Source organism: Salipaludibacillus keqinensis (assembly GCF_003226325.1).
Lineage (GTDB): Bacteria > Bacillota > Bacilli > Bacillales > Salisediminibacteriaceae > Salipaludibacillus > Salipaludibacillus keqinensis.
In genome coordinates, this window is the sequence record NZ_PDOD01000001.1 from 46739 (window position 1) to 64291 (window position 17553).

Below are 17553 nucleotides of genomic sequence, written 5' to 3' on the forward strand. Positions count from 1 at the left end.
TTTGATAAACTTTCCCTCTTTTTTTACAAAGCTTATTGAGCAAAATCTCTTCGAAATAGGATCATAAAGTGAGGTGGAAAACATTCGTTATAGTAGGACTATTATACTGATTGAATATGTTTAGACATCTTTTTCTTCCTTCTTTAGTCGAGGTAAATTATACTAATGATGACTTATTAGTAAGGTATAAGTATTTTACGGGATAAAAGAATCATTTCTTTCGTTCTATTAATTTCATTCTGCGTACGTTGTTTTATTTAAGTTATTGTTAAAGAGGGAGATGGAGCATATGAATGTTATACATATAAATGCCGTTTGTAGAGCAACAAAATCAATTATGAATAATCACTTTGGTGTGGAGGTTGTTCCAAATAAACCGAGTTCTGGTCAGGGAGTTGTTCCTTCAAATGATGTGTCGGTTGTCTTAGGAGTAAATGGACAATTATCAGGGCAGATTATCTGTACTCTGAATACAGACACAGCTAAAAAGCTAGTTGGTACGATGATGGGTGGAATGATTATCGAACAATTGGATGAAATGAGCTGGAGCGCAATTCAGGAATTTGGAAACTGGGTAGCAGGGTCTACTGCTACAGAGCTTTCAAAAGAGGACTGTACAATTGATGTGACACCTCCTGTAGTCAATGACGGGATGTCGAAGTTTAGGTCTTCTAAAATGTTTATTTCAGTGCCCATGGACACAACATTAGGGGAGATCGGTATCCATATTTCTTTAAGTGAAAAAGCCAGCTGATTTTGAGTTTACTAAAAGACAAAAGATGAGGTGGGGGAACTCCCTATCTTTTTTTTTTGCTATTCTGTGACTAAATAAGAGATTTTCGTTTGCTTTTTAGACACATTTCAATTAGATTAAATGAAGAAAGTGTACTGTTGATCATGATGCTAGGCATCGTGCTGAGGAAGGATGAATAAAATGAGCCCGCTAGATATGTCTAAATTTGAGAAAAAAGTCATTATCCGAAACATCCGTCATGAAGATATTGAAAATATAATAGAACTATCGAAAGTCTGCTTTCCAAATATGGATCCATGGAGACGTTCTCACTTAATGAGTCATCTAGAATTGTTTCCTGAGGGACAATTTTGTGTTGAGGTAGATGGAGAAATCATCGGGTCATGCGCAAGCCTAATCATTAATTTCGATGAATATGATGACCAGCATACGTGGGATGAAATTACTGATGAAGGGTATATTACAAATCATGATTCAGAAGGGTACAACCTTTACGGCATAGAAGTCGCTGTCCATCCTGACTATCGCCGGATGAAAATAGGCCGTCGGTTATATGAAGCAAGAAAAGAACTAGCGAGAGAAATGAATTTGAAAAGTATCATTATAGGAGGGCGCATTCCTAACTACCGGAAATATGCAGCGGAATTAACCCCAAGACAATATGTGGATGAAGTGATGAATCACAATCTTTTTGATCCTGTCCTTACTTTTCAGGTGATGAATGGTTTTACTTTAAAACGAGTGAATAGAAATTATCTCGAGGATGACCAAGCGTCCATGCGTTACGCTACCCTAATGGAATGGAACAACGTGGATTATCGCCCAACAACGAAACGTCATTTTAAAACATCCTTTCCAGTTAGAATATGTGCGATCCAATATATGATGAAGAAAATCAATTCTTTTGAAGAGTTCGCTCAACAGTGTGAATACTATGCGGACGTTGGTGCGAGCTATACATCTGACTTTGTTGTGTTCCCAGAAATATTTACAACTCAGCTTTTATCCTTCATTGAAGAGAAAAGTCCTAGTCAAGCGATTCGACGCCTAACAGATTTTACAGAAGACTACCTTAATTTATTCATTGACCTTGCTATAAAATACAATATCAACATAATCGGTGGTTCTCATTTTGTTGAAGAAGACGGAAAGATATTTAATATTGCCTATTTGTTTAGAAGAGACGGGACAACGGAAAAGCAATATAAAATTCATATCACTCCTAATGAACGAAGATATTGGGGGATCCATGGTGGAGATAAAGTAGAAGTATTTGATACAGATTGCGGAAAAATAGCGATCCAAATTTGTTATGATATTGAGTTTCCTGAACTTGCTCGCATCGCCACTGAAAAAGGGGCCAACATTATTTTCACTCCTTTCTGTACGGATGAAAGGCAAGGCTATCTTCGAGTTCGTTACTGTGCACAAGCGAGAGCCGTGGAAAATCAAGTCTACACGATGATCGCAGGAACAGTTGGGAACTTAACCCACGTTGAGAATATGGATATCCAATATGCTCAGTCAGGGATATTCACCCCATCTGACTTTGCTTTCCCACGTGATGGGATCGTTGGGGAGTGTCACCCTAATATTGAAACAGTCGTTGTAGGTGATGTTGACTTAGAATTATTAAGAAGACACCGAAAGTCTGGAAACGTGACACAATGGCGCGATCGACGCAAGGATTTATACAAAGTCCAATATGATTGTTGATTTCTAGGTAGAAGAAATAAGGGCTTCAGCTGACGCTGAGGTCCTTCATGCTAGGCGTATGTTGTGAAATAACAATAAAAGACAAGAAAGGAAGGATTTTTATGAAAAAAGTAGCAACTTTTGGTGGACAAGATATTTATTCTTATACGATCTCTAATAATTCGGGAATGTCATTAACGGCATTGACCTATGGGGCAGCAATCACCGAACTCAATGTTCCCAATAATCAAGGCAAGAGTGAAAATGTTGTGATTCGTTATGATGATGTATCGTTTTATGAAGAGAACCCACACTATTTGGGTGTGATCGTAGGACGAACGGCTGGCAGGACAGAAGACGGTGTGTTAAATATTGGGCAAGAGACGTACCAGTTAGAAAAGAATGATGGAAATAACCATCTACACGGAGGTAAAAAAGGTCTAGCTAAAAGTATATGGGATGTGACACAAGAAGATGGAACGCTAACGTTTACTTATATAAGCCCTGATGGAGAAGATGGTTACCCAGGAGAAGTCCAGTTCAAAGTCAGTTATCATCTTTCAGATCAGAATCAATTGATTATTCACTATTGGGCAAAACCAAATAAAAGAACACCGATTAACTTGACTAACCATTCTTATTTCAATTTAACTGGCGATAAGAAAAGAGATGTTCTAGGACACCGATTGAAAATCAATAGTTCAACCTTCTATGAATTAAATGCTGAGTCGATTCCATTGTCAAAGAAACTTGCTGATGAAAAGCCCGTATTTGATTTTAGACATTCAAAAACATTAAGCGAGGTTGTTTCGAACGATTATGAACAAATAAAAATAGTAGGCGGGGGAATAGATCACCCGTTTTTACTAGACGACTCTCAACAGGAAAAGATTGTCTTATCAGATCCCACTTCAGGTAGGTCTTTAGGGGTTAAGACGGATGACCCGGCAGTTGTTATTTATTCAGGGAATCAAATCAAAGAACAGCCAGCCCTAAATGGAGGGACAGCAGAAAAGTATGATGGAATATGTATAGAAACGCAAATGCCACCAAATGAAACGGAAAGTTATTTGGTGGACGCAGGTGCCATTTATCAAAAGCAAACGATTTTTTCTTTTTATTAAGCTGTCTTGAAAATAAACCAGAGGATCTAATATTAAGGAGACGAATGATGGCTAAGAAAGAGTTAGACATTTTCCGAAAAGTCTAAAAAGCAATTATTTGCTGTACTTGATCTTAATTAAGGAGAGGAAAAAGATGGATTTATCTAACTCAAAGATTTTACCAGCGATTCGTGATTTAAAAGATCTCGATAAAGTAGCTAAATCTGATTACGAATATATTGTTCTATTAAATACGCATATTGGTCAGTTAAAAAGCTTAGTCAAAATGTTAAAGGAACACGATAAGAAAGTCTTACTTCATGCAGACCTCGTTCAAGGATTGAAAAGTGATGAATATGCTGCTCAGTTTTTATGCAGGGATATTCGTCCTGAAGGGCTAATTTCAACTAGGAAAAACGTGTTATTGACTGCTAAGAAAGCTAATTTATTAACCGTTCAACGCTTGTTTCTATTAGATTCCATTGCACTTGAATCCAGTTATAATATGATAGAAACAACTCAACCAGATTGTATTGAAGTTCTTCCTGGTATTATTCCTCATATTATAAAAGAAATTTATGAGAAGACGAAGATTCCTATTATTGCTGGTGGATTGATTCGCTCGGACGAAGAAGTCCGTGCGGCTCTAGAAGCAGGTGCTTCAGCAGTGACGACATCAAATAAACAACTATGGCAAAAGGAAACAAAATAGATAATTAAATATTTTAATTATCTGGGTGTTATTGACAACGCTTTCAATGCATGTTTTAATTGTAAACAAGTTAATACACTTTTCGATGGAGACCATGGAGACCAACGGAAATTCACCTATTAGTGCTGAAGCATTAGGTGTATTTCCGTTGGTCTTTTTTGATCTTCAACATTTTAAAAGGGGGAAAATGAACATGACACCGTTTTTGGGGGAAGTTTTTGGAACGATGATCTTAATTATTTTTGGTGCAGGGGTTGTTGCTGGAGTCGCTTTAAAGGGTACAAAATCTGAAGGAGGAGGTTGGATCGTTATATCACTGGCATGGGGCCTTGGTGTAGCTTTAGGTGTGTATGCAGTTGGAGAAATAAGTGGAGCGCATTTGAATCCGGCAGTAACCGTTGGATTTGCTCTCATAGGAGATTTTCCTTGGAACGATGTCCCTCTCTATATAGTAGCTCAATTAATAGGTGCATTTATAGGTTCAAGTTTAGTATTCTTCCAATACTATGCACATTTTAAAAAGACGGAAGAGCAAGGACCGAAACTGGCTGTCTTTAGCACTGATCCAGCAATAAAGCACACCCCATCGAATTATTTTAGTGAAGTTCTCGGTACGTTTGTTTTAGTGATAGGATTGTTATTCATAGGAGCAAATGAGTTTACTGAAGGACTGAATCCACTTATCGTTGGATTTCTTATCGTAGCAATAGGCCTATCACTCGGTGGAACAACAGGATATGCGATTAACCCAGCGAGAGATTTAGGTCCCCGAATCGCCCATGCTGTTTTACCGATACCAGGAAAAGGGAAGTCTAACTGGGGTTATTCTTGGATTCCTGTTGTAGGACCGATTATTGGAGGTGGTTTAGGTGCATTGACCTATGCAGCATTGTTTGAAGGGGTAGTGTATATTGCTCTTTGGGTATTCATCGCTTTATTTATTGTCGTGCTGTTTATTTCCTTTCAAATTCACAAGAAAGACCTTAAAATGATAGGTAACAAAAATGTTTATCATAATCCGAAAGAAAAACAAGCTTAAAGGGGAGATTAACATGGAAAAGAAGTATGTATTAGCATTAGACCAAGGAACAACTAGTTCAAGAGCGATTTTATTTAACAAAGAGGGAAAGATTGTTGATGTAGCCCAGAAAGAATTTAGACAAATTTTCCCGAAACCGGGCTGGGTAGAGCATAATGCAAATGAAATATGGTCGTCTATTCTAGGAGTCATAGCAGACGTATTAAGCAGTCAAGATGTTTCACCGAAAGAAATTGCCTCTATTGGGATTACCAACCAACGGGAAACAACTGTCGTTTGGGACAAGGAAACCGGAAGACCAATCTACAATGCGCTAGTTTGGCAATCTCGACAAACAGACCCGATATGTGAAGAATTAAAAGAAAAGGGACTTAATGATGTTTTTAGAGATAAAACCGGATTGCTGATCGATGCGTATTTTTCTGGTACAAAAGTAAAATGGTTACTTGATAATGTCGAAGGTGCTCGTGAAAAAGCAGAAGAAGGTAAATTGTTGTTTGGAACCATTGACACTTGGCTCATTTGGAAGCTATCAGGCGGGAAAGCTCACGTCACCGATTACACAAATGCTTCTAGAACATTGATGTACAATATCCACGAATTAAAATGGGATGAAGAGTTACTAGATATTTTAGGAGTTCCTAAATCCATGCTTCCTGAAGTAAAGCCTTCATCAGGAGAATATGCAAAGACGGTTGATTACCATTTCTTTGGTCAAGAGGTGCCTATTGCTGGCGCAGCCGGAGATCAGCAAGCTGCCTTATTTGGTCAAGCATGCTTTGAGAAAGGAATGGCTAAGAATACTTACGGTACAGGTTGCTTCATGCTAATGAATACAGGAGAAGAAGCTGTGAAGTCTGATCATGGACTATTAACAACGATAGCTTGGGGCATAGATGGCAAGGTAGAATATGCACTTGAAGGAAGTATCTTTGTAGCAGGGTCTGCAATTCAATGGCTTAGGGATGGATTAAGGATGCTTAAGTCGGCGTCAGACAGCCAAGCTTATGCGGAGAGAGTGGAATCAACAGACGGTGTCTATATGGTTCCTGCTTTTGTCGGTTTAGGTACTCCTTATTGGGACAGTAATGTTCGGGGAGCAATGTTCGGATTGACTCGCGGAACAGAAAAAGAACATTTTGTTCGAGCAACTCTAGAATCTTTAGCTTATCAAACAAGAGACGTCTTAGAAGCAATGGTGACCGACTCAGGAATTGACGTGAAAACGCTTCGAGTCGACGGAGGAGCGGTAGCTAACGATTTCTTGATGCAATTCCAAAGTGACATTCTGAATGTTCCTGTCGATCGTCCTGAAGTTCAAGAGACGACGGCTTTAGGTGCAGCTTATTTAGCAGGATTAGCAGTTGGCTTTTGGGATAATAAAGAAGAGATTGCTTCTCAATGGCATATTGACCGCACCTTTAAACCGGAAATGAGCAAAGACACTAGAGAGGAATTGTACGACGGTTGGAAAACAGCCATTGAGGCAACGATGAAGTTCAAGAAAAAGTAATTGATAAACTCATCATATATTCATTTCATAGAATATATGATATAATGAGTTTAAATTAATAGTTTAGGTCTGGAGATATGGAGAGACCACAGCACTTGAGCATAAAAGATATTTTTTATGTGAGAGTTGTTGTGGTCTCTTTTTTGCTCTTTCATAGTTCTCTAAGCCCTTTAATTTAAGTTTATAAGATCAGCACTTTATTACAAATTTTATTTTTTAAGATTAGTAGAAACCTATGAGACTGATGCGAAGTAAGGCTTGCAATAAGAGATCAGGAGTATTTTCAGAGCTTTGATTTAAGAAACAAGCTATCAAGTTTATTTTCAGGGTAATCTAATAATAATAGAACAAAAAAATCACATTTAGATTAGAGAGGATGTTTACTATGGTAAAACCATTTTCAGCTGTACAACGTAAATCATATTTAAAACAAATGAGTGAGCAGGAGCTTGACTTACTCGTTATAGGTGGAGGAATTACAGGAGCAGGGATTGCTTTAGATGCTTCCACAAGAGGAATAAGCAATGGACTTGTTGAGATGCAAGACTTTGCTGCTGGGACTTCGAGTCGATCAACTAAATTAGTGCACGGAGGATTACGCTATTTAAAACAATTCGAATTTAAAATTGTCGCTGAAGTAGGAAAAGAAAGAGCGATTGTTTATGAAAACGCACCTCATGTAACAAATCCAGAATGGATGATGTTACCTATTATTCAAGGGGGCACTTTTGGCAAGTATGCAACTTCATTAGGATTGAAAGTATATGATTTTTTAGCTGGTGTAAAACGCCATGAAAGAAGAAACATGCTTAGTAGAAAAGAAACTCTTCAAAAAGAACCACTTCTTCGTCAGGATGGTCTAAAAGGAGGCGGTGTCTATGTTGAATATAAAACAGACGATGCTAGACTTACGTTAGAAATATTGAAAGAAGCGGTTCATCGAGGAACTTCTGCAGTGAATTACACAAAAGCAGAATCGCTTATATATGAAAATGGGAAAGTTGCAGGTGTCCATGTCACTGACCTCATTTCTGGAGAAACTTATCAAATAAAAGCAAAAAAAGTCATAAATGCTGCAGGTCCTTGGGTGGATGAATTAAGAGAAAAAGATCACTCTAAAAAAGGTAAATACTTACATTTGACTAAGGGTGTTCATATTGTCATTGACCAATCGCGCTTCCCATTAAAACAAGCCGTTTATTTTGACACAGAAGGCGACGGTAGAATGATTTTTGCTATTCCAAGAGGAAACAAAGCTTATATAGGTACGACAGATACTCATTATTTAGAGGATATCGCTTCCCCTCAAATGACAGAAAAAGATATGAGCTATTTAATTGATGCAGCTAATTATATGTTTCCATCAGTGAACCTCACTCGCAACGACGTAGAATCTAGTTGGGCGGGGCTTCGTCCACTTATTCATGAGGAAGGAAAGAGTGCTTCGGAAATCTCTAGAAAAGATGAAATTTTTCTTTCTGATAGTGGATTACTATCGATTGCCGGTGGAAAATTAACTGGATATAGGAAAATGGCAGAACGAATTGTCGATATGGTTGGCAAAGACTTAGGTGTTAAAAAGAAATGTACCACGGAAAAAATCACTCTCTCGGGTGGGGATGTAGGCGGATCGGATCAATTAGAATCTTTTATTAAAGAATGGACTAAAAAAGGAAAGCAATTAGGCCTATCAGAAGGTGAAGCTAAAAGGCTTTCTACTCTGTACGGTTCAAATGTCAAAAGAGTATACGAAATCATTGAAACGGTAGGAGATGAAAGTAAATTTTATGGATTACCGGCTAGTGTATTCGGTTCTCTTGTATATGGCATAGAAGAAGAAATGGTCGTAGCACCAATCGACTTCTTTAACCGCCGAACAAGTGCCTTGTTCTTTGATATTGACTATGTGCGGGAATGGAAAACAGGTGTGTTGAAGTATATGTCTGAACGCTTTCATTGGTCTGAAGAGGAATTGAATAAGCATATTGAAGTGTTGGAACAGGAACTTTACTATGCGACGAATCCTATTGAAACACGAGAGAAAAATTAATATGAAACCTCTTTACTATAGGTGTTAAAATGAGTATAACTAAAGGTAAGGATGAGTGCCTATTTTAAGGAGGATGTTATATGGATTGGAAAAGTCAATTTGAAAAATGGAAATCAAAAGTTGGTTTAAATCAAGATGTTAAAAATCAGTTAATTGAATTTGAGAATGACGAAAAATATTTAGAAGATAGTTTTTACAAAAATTTAGAATTCGGAACTGGCGGGATGCGCGGGGAAATCGGACCCGGTACGAATCGGATGAATATATACACCATTCGTAAAGCGGCTCAAGGGCTATCTCAATTTATCAAGCAAGCTGGAGAAGATGCCATTAAAAAAGGTGTCGTTATTGCCTATGATAATAGAAGGATGTCTAAAGAATTTGCTCTGGAGGCCGCTTGTACTTTTGGTGCAAATGGAATTAAAACATATTTGTTTAAAGAGCTCCGCCCAACACCGGAGTTATCCTTCGCCGTAAGAAAATTACAGACTTATTCTGGTATCATGATCACAGCCAGCCATAACCCACCGGAGTACAATGGGTTTAAAGTATATGGTGATGATGGGGGACAACTCGTTCCAGCCGATGCCGATCGATTAATTACAATGGTTGACGCTGTTGAGAATGAATTAGATGTAAAGACTGAGAATGAGGATAAACTAGTGCAGGCAGGATTACTCGAATGGATTTTAGAAGACCTTGATGCCGCCTATGAAAAAGAATTGCAGGGAGTCATATTAGATCACGAACTCATAAATGAAGTAGGTAGTGATTTATCCATTGTCTTTTCACCACTTCATGGAGCGGCTACTGTGCCAATGATGAGAGCATTTGATCAAGCTGGCTTTACGAATGTGAACATTGTGAAGGAACAGGCGGAGCCTGACACAGAATTCTCAACTGTACGTTCTCCTAATCCAGAAGAAAATGATGCATTTGAGTTATCAATTAAACTAGGGGAAGAAACCAACGCAGATGTATTAATTGCCACGGATCCAGATGGTGATCGTGTTGGTCTTGCCGCCAAAAATTCTGACGGTAAGTACCAAGTTTTATCAGGAAATCAAACAGGTGCTCTTTTATTGGACTATCTATTAAAGAAGAAAAAAGAGAAAGAAGGACTGCCAGCCAACGGGGTCGTGATTAAAACCATAGTTACATCTGAATTAGGAAGAGCTATATCCAGTTCCTATGGCTTGGAAACGCTGGATGTATTGACTGGTTTCAAATTTATTGGAGAGAAAATTGGCCAATTCGAAACAACAAATGAAAAAACGTTTCTATTTGGATATGAAGAGAGCTTTGGTTATTTAATTAAACCTTTTGTGCGAGATAAAGATGCCATTCAGGCAGGACTTCTAGCGGCTGAAATGTGTGCCTATTATAATAATCAAGGAATGACATTATACGAAGGCTTATCGAACATTTATGAAAAGTATAGCTATTATTTCGAAGATTTAGCTTCGTTTGTTTTCAAAGGGAAAGAAGGGGCAGAAAAAATTCAACGTATTATGACTTCTTTCCGAGATGAAATCTCACAAGGAAAAGTTGCCGAAGATGTTCAGTATGTTGAAGATTATCAAACGGGAGAACGCCACCTTATTCATGAGAAGCGAGTAGAAAAAATAGATTTACCGACATCAAATGTGTTAAAAATATTTTTAAAGGATGGCTCATGGTACTGCTTGAGACCTTCCGGAACAGAACCGAAAGTAAAATGTTACATCGGCGTGAAAGAACAATCAGATGAAAAAGCTACACAAAAGTTAGAGCTAATTAAAAGAGAAGTCGTAGAAAAAATTGAATCTATTTAATTTTTAGAGCAAAAGTGCAGACCAGTATAAAAACAGGTCTGCACTTTTTCGTTAAAAATGGTAAACATTAGATAATATAGAAAAATATGTACTAATATGAGACGAAAAAGCAGCTATTTGCAAAAGTTTATATCTAAAATGACATTAATGAACATAAATATTAAAAAATTTTGTGTATTTTACATAAAAAGGTTTTAATTTATAGAAATGCACAGGGTGGCTATGATAAAATAAAGAAAACATATTGAATTTAGTTGTATTTGAACAAAAGAAGTTTTAATGTTTCATTTTCTAGTTTTGTTAAAGAATTATGCAGATTTTAGAAATTCATGAGGCTTTCGTGGGAAAAGGAATTTTGGAAGATCATACCTTTGGGCAGGAGATCTTTTAGAGGAAGCTTAAGCCATGAACTACGGTAAGTAATTATGGTTGGAATCTGCATCAAACTTTAACATAGCCTATTTAATTTCAAACTAGTGATTGTAATAAGATACGAAAGTTGTTTAAGGTGAGGCGGTTATAAACAATGGGCTTAAAAAATAAACTAAAAGTGCAAATGGAAGCTAAGAGACAGTTAATGATTGTTTCTGCAAATAAATATGGATTGACTTCTTCAGAAACGATTCGTTACAGTCAAGAGTTGGATCAACTAATGAATGTATATCGTCAAGTTGCTCAATCTGGTGAAGACCATACAGTTTCCGTCAATGATGTCAGCTGTATGAATTAAATTATTGCAGCTGAGAACTGATCTTCTTTCTACGATAATTGACGTGCATAAAGTACTCTCATGGCAAGTCAATCATGAGGGTACTTCTTTTATTTTTACTGGTGCTTTAGTTGATAAATAGACCCCAAATATAACGATAACCCCACCAAGTAACTGATGATATGTAAAAGTTTCACCTAATAAAGTGATGGCCATGATCGTAGTAAATATCGGTACTAGATTAAAAAAAACAGAAGCTTTTGCAGGGCCAATTTCTCCGACTCCTCGATACCATAGCAGCAAGGAAATAGCTGAAGGGAAAATCCCAATGTAAGCGATACCAAGCAATACCTTCCATTGGAATAGATGAGGAATTCCTAAATAGATGGTTTCGATTATAGCTACAGGTACTAGTATCGTTGTTCCGATGACCATCGTTACGACAAGGCCCGCAATCGGAGGAAACTTAAAACTATGACGTTTAATAATAATGGAGTACACAGCCCAGCAAATAATTCCAAATAGCATAATTATATCTCCAATATTAAAGGACAAGGATGCGAAAACCTGCCAAGAACCTTTAGATATGATCCATAAAATTCCGCTGAAAGATAAAACGATCCCGAACAGTTGAATTTTTGTTAAAGATTCACGTAATATGAGAAATCCTAGTACAGCTGCCACAGCTGGAGTCAATGCATCAACTATGGATGCATTGATGGAACTAGTGTAGTTGACTGCTAAGTAAAGGCTAGCATTAAATAGAACGATTCCAGATATTGATAGACCTAATAAGGGCTTCCATTCCTTTTTCCAGAGTAGACGCTGCTGATACAACGTTTTATAACATAATGGTAAAAGAATGAGAGCGCCTGAAGCAAAACGGAAAAAAGCTAATGTAAAAGGAGGAATAGTTCCTTCAAACGATTTTCCAACGATGAAGTTACCAGAGAAAAAAAGCATGGCCATCGTTAATAAAATATATGGATGCATGTGCGTTGATCTCCTTCCAATTAAGCCAGTATAACATAGAAAAATAGAGAGGGGGACCAGATGAAAAAGGAGCTCAATTTTAATGAGCTCCTTTAGAGATATCTAATTAATTATTGATCATTTTTGGTTTCATGCATCAAGTGATGAATGCCAACTGTTTGCTCTACAGGTAACACAAATGAGATTCCTCTACCCGGTTCGTTAATTTTGACGTCCTCTTCGATCGCCTTAAGAACCCCTTTAGTAAGATCTTTTTTAATCAAAGTTAAGACGATGTCTTTTTCAGGTTCAATAGCAATAGAGAACAGTTTCGCTTTTTCATGTATGCCGCTTCCACGGCCATTTATCACCGTACCACCTTCAGCGCCACCGCGGTTGGAAGCATCAATGACTTTACCTGCTTCTCCCTTATTCACGATGGTCATGATCAAATCGAAGCCTTTGTGTTTGATATCATCAGTCATTTCTTCAAGCTCCTCCTTTTCTTCTTCCTCGTAATCCATATGAGCAATACCGATCGTTTTTTTTATGTCAATGATAAATCCGATACCTTTTCCTTCTCTGTTCAGCTGCGCTTCCTCTATGACTGCTTCTAACATTGAGGGCATAATATCTTCTGGAACAAGGTTTAACACTAGTTCTTTCTCGTACAGAGCATCAATACCAAAGACTTTCTTTTTCTCATGTATACCTCGGCCAGATCCAAAGAGAATAGTTCCGCCCTCTGACCCAGCTTGCTTAGCTGCTTTCATTACTTTTTTTGCTTTTCCTTTTTTGACAATGGTGACTAAGAGCTTATGGTCTCTACGTAATTTAGTCATTGTTCCATCCGCTCCTTCTGTTTATAAATCAATCCTAGTATGAGCACTGAGAGGATAGGTGTCAAGGCTACTAGAGCAATCATACCAAAACCATCCATTAACGGATCTCTTCCTTCTGTGACAGAAGCAACACCCACAGCGATAGCCATGATAAATGTAACCGTCATAGGACCTGTAGCAACGCCTCCCGCATCGAAAGCAATAGAGATAAACCTGTCTTTAGAAATGAATACTAAGATCATAACGAGGCCATAGCCAGGCGCAATGAACCACCAAAGTGGAATCCCTGCTAAAATTCGAAACATCGATAAAGCAATGGAGACTCCGACACCTAGGGATAATGTAATTAGCATGACATTCTTTGAGATGGAACCTGCTGTTACCTTTTCAACTTCGTAATTTAATATGCGAATGGCAGGCTCAGCAAATGTGGCGACAAGCCCGAACAAAAATCCTAAAGCAGGGAGAAGCAGCATTGTGTTCTCTCTTTCTCCAAGTAATTCACCGATAGCTTCGCCTGCTGGAAAGAAACCAACTTCGACACCTTGTAAAAACAAGACGAGTCCAGCAAAAGTAAATAATAATCCGACAATAATATTTTTAATTTTTTCCTTGTCTAGTTTTAGAAATATGAACTGAAATACTAAAAAGAAAATGAGTAAAGGCACAATAGCCATTGTTACTTCTAATACAACGTGATCAATTCCTTCGAATAATGCCATTATCATCCAAAAATCACCCCTAGCACCATTACAGATAAGATCGGTCCGATAGATGCTAAGGCAACTAGCCCAAAACCGTCACTGGTAGAAGATTTACCTCTTAATACAGAGGCAACCCCAACGCCAAGAGCGAGTATAAATGGAACTGTCATAGGCCCTGTTGTCACACCTCCAGCATCAAAGGAGATAGGGACGTATGATTCCGGTGTAAACATCGCTAATGTAAATACCGCACCGTATCCAACCATTAATATATATTTTAATGGGATATTAAAAATCGTTCGAACCATAGCTACAGCTACAAAAAAGCCAACGCCAATAGCTACAGAATAAATGAGCATTAAATTTGATATCTCTCCTTCAGAAACCTGATCGATTTGCGAAGCGAGTACGCGGACATCCGGTTCTGCGATGGTCACTACGACCCCTAATATAAATCCAACTCCGATAATTAACCAAGGCTTTTTCGTTTTGGGTAGGCTCGAACCGATTAGTTCCCCAATAGGTAACAAACCAATATGTACTCCCACTAAAAATAAAAATAAGCCGAGCCCAACCATAACAACCCCTGCAAGAAATCGAAAAAATGTTTCCGGTGGTAATCCAATCACCGTATATTGGAGAATGATTATTAATACAGCCATAGGAAGAATGGCCATAACAACTTCTTTTAATTGATCAATAATATCTCTCATTTTCTTCCCCCTGTCTGTTTAATAATTGATTTACATATGATTTGGACATTCATTGCTATAATTCCTTTACCCTAAAATAGTTAATTTTACGCACAAAGAATAATTGTTTGAATATTTAAATAATATAGATTATAATTAACTTATAATTTATGCTTAATAGCTGAAGAGAGTGGTGATCACATGGCCATTGTGTACATTTGTAAGCAGTGCAGAGGAGCTGGGCGTGTAGACAGGAAGATCTGGTTTGTGACTACCAAAGTTTATTGTCGCTATTGCAATGGAGAAGGAAAGAAAAAATATGTTAAAAAGAAAGTAGTTTGATTCGTGCCCTTAAATAAGAGGTGCGGATTTTTTGTTTTATTGATTAATTTATGATTTGTTAGAATGAGAAGGGACGTCCTCACTTGAGAGGTTGGCGACGAACAGAGAAGGGGGCGTCTCAACGTCGCTAACTTGAGGGGTTGCAGTAGCAGCTTGCGGCTTGATGATTTTGGCTCTGCCACATTACAGCACAGAAAAAGCCTCGGAATGAGAAAAATCCATTCCAAGGCTTGACTAATATTTTATATTTACTCTAATATCTCCCAACCTGTGGATAATTCCATATCAGGGTGCTTGTCCTGGAACCACCGAAGGGCGAATTCGTTTTGAAATAATAGGACGGATCGACCTTGTTGATCATTAACAAGCATTTTTCTGCTGTCAGTCATATCTTCAGTCACTTTACCTTTAGTCACCCATCGAGCGAGTTCATGGGTCATGTGATTAAATTCAATATCCACTTTGTATTCATTTTTCATACGATACTCAAATACTTGGAACTGAAGTTCACCAACTGCACCAATAATGTAATCCTCAAAATAAGGAGTTTTGTATAATTGGATTGTTCCTTCTTGGACGAGCTGTTCAATGCCTTTATGATACTGCTTATGCTTCAATGCATTTTTAGCGGTCACCTTCGCAAATTTCTCTGGAGGGAACTGAGGCATCTCCTCGTATTGAATTCGTGTGTTTCCACCTACAATGGTATCTCCCACTTGGAAATTCCCTGAATCATATAAACCGACGATATCGCCAGGATAAGCTTTTTCCACAGTTTCTCTGTCAGAGGCAAAGAAAGAGTGAGATTGATTTAGCTTCATTTTTTTTCCGGATCGTGAGAGGGTCACTTCCATACCCCTTTCAAAAGACCCGGAACAAACTCGTAAGAAGGCAATTCTGTCACGATGATTTGGATTCATGTTCGCTTGGATTTTAAAGATAAATCCTGAAAAGTCAGGGCTCGTTGGTGGCACTAATTCTCCAGAGGCTTTTCTTGCTTGGGGTTCTGCTGCTAACTTAACGAATTGATCAAGAAAGGACTGAACTCCGAAGTTTGACAACGCGCTACCGAAAAATACAGGAGTAAGGGTTCCATTAAGAACCTTCTCCATGGTGAAGTCATTTCCCGCCTCTTCAAGAAGCATTATTTCTTCTTCTAATGCTTCTTGTTCGTAATCTTCTAGCTTCGTTACTTCTTTGTAAGGGAGGATTTCTCGTTCGTGAGATTCATTATAAAATTCAACCGTATCATCTGGAATACTGTAAATTCCTTTTAATCGTTTACCTGTGCCAATAGGCCAGTTCATCGGGAAAGTATCCATCTCTAATGTTTCTTCAATTTCAGAAAGAAGGTCTAAAGGTTCTTTTCCTTCGCGGTCTAATTTGTTAATGAAAGTTAAAATTGGTATTCCACGCATTCGACATACTTTAAACAGCTTCAGTGTCTGAGCTTCAATACCCTTTACACTATCAATGACCATGACAGCGGTGTCGACTGCTGTTAGTGTCCGGTAAGTATCTTCACTGAAGTCTTGGTGACCAGGAGTGTCGAGGATATTAATTTGAATATCCTTGTAGAGTAACTGCATGACACTGGATGTTACAGAGATTCCACGCTGTTTCTCAATTTCCATCCAGTCAGAAGTAGCGTATTTCCCTGATTTTTTCCCTTTTACTGTTCCGGCGCTGCGAATTCCTCCGCCTAGAAGGAGAACTTTTTCTGTAAGTGTCGTCTTACCTGCATCGGGGTGGGATATAATTGCAAACGTTCGTCTCGGTGTTTCATTAGGCATATACATAACCCTTTCTATATAAAAAATAAATTAAACGCATTGGCATGAAATGATAGGTTCCAATATTCTATTATAAACAAAAATGATACAAGAAGCACCCTTTGTAAGATAAAATCCAAGTAGATGAGTATTTTCTTTTATAGAAAGTATAAAAAACATGAAAAAACCAACGCTTTTCAATAAAGCGCTGGTTGTTATTTAATTAAATTGAAAAAATTAGGCATTTGCTTTTTCATATGCGTCAATTCTATCTTCATGGGTTAATGTAACAGCAATTTCATCCCATCCGTTTAACAGCATTTCTCTCAAGTAGTTTTTTAGTTCAAAGTCAGCTTTGAATCCTTCACTGTCAAATACGATTTGTTTTTCTAAATCGACAGAGAGTGTATAAGATTTACCTTCTGATTTTTCAACTAATTCTTTTGTTTGCTGTTCAGACAATTGAACGGGTAAGATCCCATTTTTAACACAATTATTATAAAAAATATCCGCAAAACTTGATGCGATAATGACTTTGAACCCAAAATCTTGAAGAGCCCACGGAGCATGTTCTCTAGAAGAACCGCAGCCAAAGTTTTCGCCAGCTACAAGAATGGATGCTCCATCATATTTAGCGTCATTTAATGAAAAATCTTTACGTTTATTTCCTTCATTGTCAAAGCGCCAGTTGTAAAATAAAAATTGTCCAAAGCCTTGCCGTTCAATTCGCTTTAGGAATTGCTTTGGAATGATTTGGTCCGTATCGATGTTGGATCGATTAATTGGGTACACAAGACCGGAATGTTTGCGGATCGGCTCCATTACTTCTCTCTCCTTTGA

At 37.9% G+C, this 17553-nt stretch carries 15 protein-coding genes; 9 read left to right on the forward strand and 6 right to left on the reverse strand.

Going from position 1 to position 17553, the window contains the following annotated elements; translation table 11 throughout:
• Window positions 1-289 precede the first annotated feature (289 nt).
• The 9 genes from CR194_RS00300 to CR194_RS00340 all read left to right on the forward strand — a co-directional run bounded on the left by CR194_RS00300 (window position 290) and on the right by CR194_RS00340 (window position 11410).
• Window positions 290-754, forward strand: coding sequence for a chemotaxis protein CheX (locus CR194_RS00300; RefSeq protein ID WP_110607655.1), 465 nt, complete (start codon window positions 290-292; stop codon window positions 752-754).
• A gap of 180 nt (window positions 755-934) precedes the next feature.
• Window positions 935-2470, forward strand: a complete 1536-nt coding sequence (locus tag CR194_RS00305; protein WP_110607656.1) for a GNAT family N-acetyltransferase — start codon at window positions 935-937, stop codon at window positions 2468-2470.
• Window positions 2471-2571: 101 nt separating this feature from the next.
• On the forward strand, window positions 2572-3573 hold the full coding sequence (locus tag CR194_RS00310; protein ID WP_158282120.1) for an aldose epimerase family protein: 1002 nt from the start codon (window positions 2572-2574) through the stop codon (window positions 3571-3573).
• Between the two features lie 133 nt (window positions 3574-3706).
• A complete protein-coding gene (locus tag CR194_RS00315) occupies window positions 3707-4264 on the forward strand; it encodes a glycerol-3-phosphate responsive antiterminator (protein ID WP_110607658.1) in 558 nt (185 codons plus the stop codon).
• 193 nt (window positions 4265-4457) lie between these two features.
• Entirely contained in the window at window positions 4458-5303 is an 846-nt protein-coding gene (locus CR194_RS00320) for an MIP/aquaporin family protein (RefSeq protein WP_110608921.1), read from the forward strand.
• Between the two features lie 13 nt (window positions 5304-5316).
• Window positions 5317-6816, forward strand: a complete 1500-nt coding sequence (gene glpK / locus CR194_RS00325) for a glycerol kinase GlpK (RefSeq protein WP_110607659.1) — start codon at window positions 5317-5319, stop codon at window positions 6814-6816.
• 385 nt (window positions 6817-7201) lie between these two features.
• Complete coding sequence (locus tag CR194_RS00330; RefSeq protein WP_110607660.1) at window positions 7202-8866, forward strand: glycerol-3-phosphate dehydrogenase/oxidase; 1665 nt, start codon at window positions 7202-7204, stop codon at window positions 8864-8866.
• An 80-nt stretch (window positions 8867-8946) separates the two neighbouring features.
• Window positions 8947-10680 (forward strand): phospho-sugar mutase, encoded by a 1734-nt coding sequence (locus CR194_RS00335; RefSeq protein WP_110607661.1) that lies wholly within the window; start codon window positions 8947-8949, stop codon window positions 10678-10680.
• Window positions 10681-11206: 526 nt separating this feature from the next.
• A complete protein-coding gene (locus tag CR194_RS00340) occupies window positions 11207-11410 on the forward strand; it encodes an aspartyl-phosphate phosphatase Spo0E family protein (protein ID WP_110607662.1) in 204 nt (67 codons plus the stop codon).
• 72 nt (window positions 11411-11482) lie between these two features.
• On the opposite strand, the gene CR194_RS00345 is transcribed toward CR194_RS00340, so the two are convergent.
• The 6 genes from CR194_RS00345 to leuD all read right to left on the reverse strand — a co-directional run bounded on the left by CR194_RS00345 (window position 11483) and on the right by leuD (window position 17535).
• On the reverse strand, window positions 11483-12382 hold the full coding sequence (locus CR194_RS00345; RefSeq protein WP_110607663.1) for a DMT family transporter: 900 nt from the start codon (window positions 12380-12382) through the stop codon (window positions 11483-11485).
• Window positions 12383-12492: 110 nt separating this feature from the next.
• Window positions 12493-13203 (reverse strand): P-II family nitrogen regulator, encoded by a 711-nt coding sequence (locus tag CR194_RS00350; RefSeq protein WP_110607664.1) that lies wholly within the window; start codon window positions 13201-13203, stop codon window positions 12493-12495.
• The gene (locus tag CR194_RS00355) at window positions 13200-13931 is read right to left on the reverse strand and encodes a DUF1538 domain-containing protein (protein WP_110607665.1); all 732 of its coding nucleotides are present in this window, start codon (window positions 13929-13931) and stop codon (window positions 13200-13202) included. The genes CR194_RS00350 and CR194_RS00355 overlap by 4 nt, the downstream gene beginning before the upstream one ends.
• Window positions 13928-14620 (reverse strand): DUF1538 domain-containing protein, encoded by a 693-nt coding sequence (locus CR194_RS00360; RefSeq protein ID WP_110607666.1) that lies wholly within the window; start codon window positions 14618-14620, stop codon window positions 13928-13930. Before CR194_RS00360 ends, CR194_RS00355 begins: the two co-directional genes overlap by 4 nt.
• 569 nt (window positions 14621-15189) lie before the next feature.
• A complete protein-coding gene (locus CR194_RS00365; protein WP_110607667.1) occupies window positions 15190-16734 on the reverse strand; it encodes a peptide chain release factor 3 in 1545 nt (514 codons plus the stop codon).
• A 216-nt stretch (window positions 16735-16950) separates the two neighbouring features.
• Complete coding sequence (leuD, locus tag CR194_RS00370) at window positions 16951-17535, reverse strand: 3-isopropylmalate dehydratase small subunit (RefSeq protein WP_110607668.1); 585 nt, start codon at window positions 17533-17535, stop codon at window positions 16951-16953.
• Window positions 17536-17553: the final 18 nt, after the last annotated feature.

What these genes read in the sequence shown, in the direction of transcription:
- CR194_RS00355 (WP_110607665.1), bottom strand. Translation starts at nt 13,931, where the DNA reads ATGATAATGGCATTATTCGAAGGAATTGATCACGTTGTATTAGAAGTA.
- CR194_RS00320 (WP_110608921.1), top strand. Translation starts at nt 4,458, where the DNA reads ATGACACCGTTTTTGGGGGAAGTTTTTGGAACGATGATCTTAATTATT.
- CR194_RS00365 (WP_110607667.1), bottom strand. Translation starts at nt 16,734, where the DNA reads ATGCCTAATGAAACACCGAGACGAACGTTTGCAATTATATCCCACCCC.
- CR194_RS00315 (WP_110607658.1), top strand. Translation starts at nt 3,707, where the DNA reads ATGGATTTATCTAACTCAAAGATTTTACCAGCGATTCGTGATTTAAAA.
- CR194_RS00300 (WP_110607655.1), top strand. Translation starts at nt 290, where the DNA reads ATGAATGTTATACATATAAATGCCGTTTGTAGAGCAACAAAATCAATT.
- CR194_RS00305 (WP_110607656.1), top strand. Translation starts at nt 935, where the DNA reads ATGAGCCCGCTAGATATGTCTAAATTTGAGAAAAAAGTCATTATCCGA.
- CR194_RS00340 (WP_110607662.1), top strand. Translation starts at nt 11,207, where the DNA reads ATGGGCTTAAAAAATAAACTAAAAGTGCAAATGGAAGCTAAGAGACAG.
- CR194_RS00310 (WP_158282120.1), top strand. Translation starts at nt 2,572, where the DNA reads ATGAAAAAAGTAGCAACTTTTGGTGGACAAGATATTTATTCTTATACG.
- CR194_RS00360 (WP_110607666.1), bottom strand. Translation starts at nt 14,620, where the DNA reads ATGAGAGATATTATTGATCAATTAAAAGAAGTTGTTATGGCCATTCTT.
- CR194_RS00350 (WP_110607664.1), bottom strand. Translation starts at nt 13,203, where the DNA reads ATGACTAAATTACGTAGAGACCATAAGCTCTTAGTCACCATTGTCAAA.
- CR194_RS00330 (WP_110607660.1), top strand. Translation starts at nt 7,202, where the DNA reads ATGGTAAAACCATTTTCAGCTGTACAACGTAAATCATATTTAAAACAA.
- CR194_RS00345 (WP_110607663.1), bottom strand. Translation starts at nt 12,382, where the DNA reads ATGCATCCATATATTTTATTAACGATGGCCATGCTTTTTTTCTCTGGT.
- CR194_RS00335 (WP_110607661.1), top strand. Translation starts at nt 8,947, where the DNA reads ATGGATTGGAAAAGTCAATTTGAAAAATGGAAATCAAAAGTTGGTTTA.
- leuD (WP_110607668.1), bottom strand. Translation starts at nt 17,535, where the DNA reads ATGGAGCCGATCCGCAAACATTCCGGTCTTGTGTACCCAATTAATCGA.
- glpK (WP_110607659.1), top strand. Translation starts at nt 5,317, where the DNA reads ATGGAAAAGAAGTATGTATTAGCATTAGACCAAGGAACAACTAGTTCA.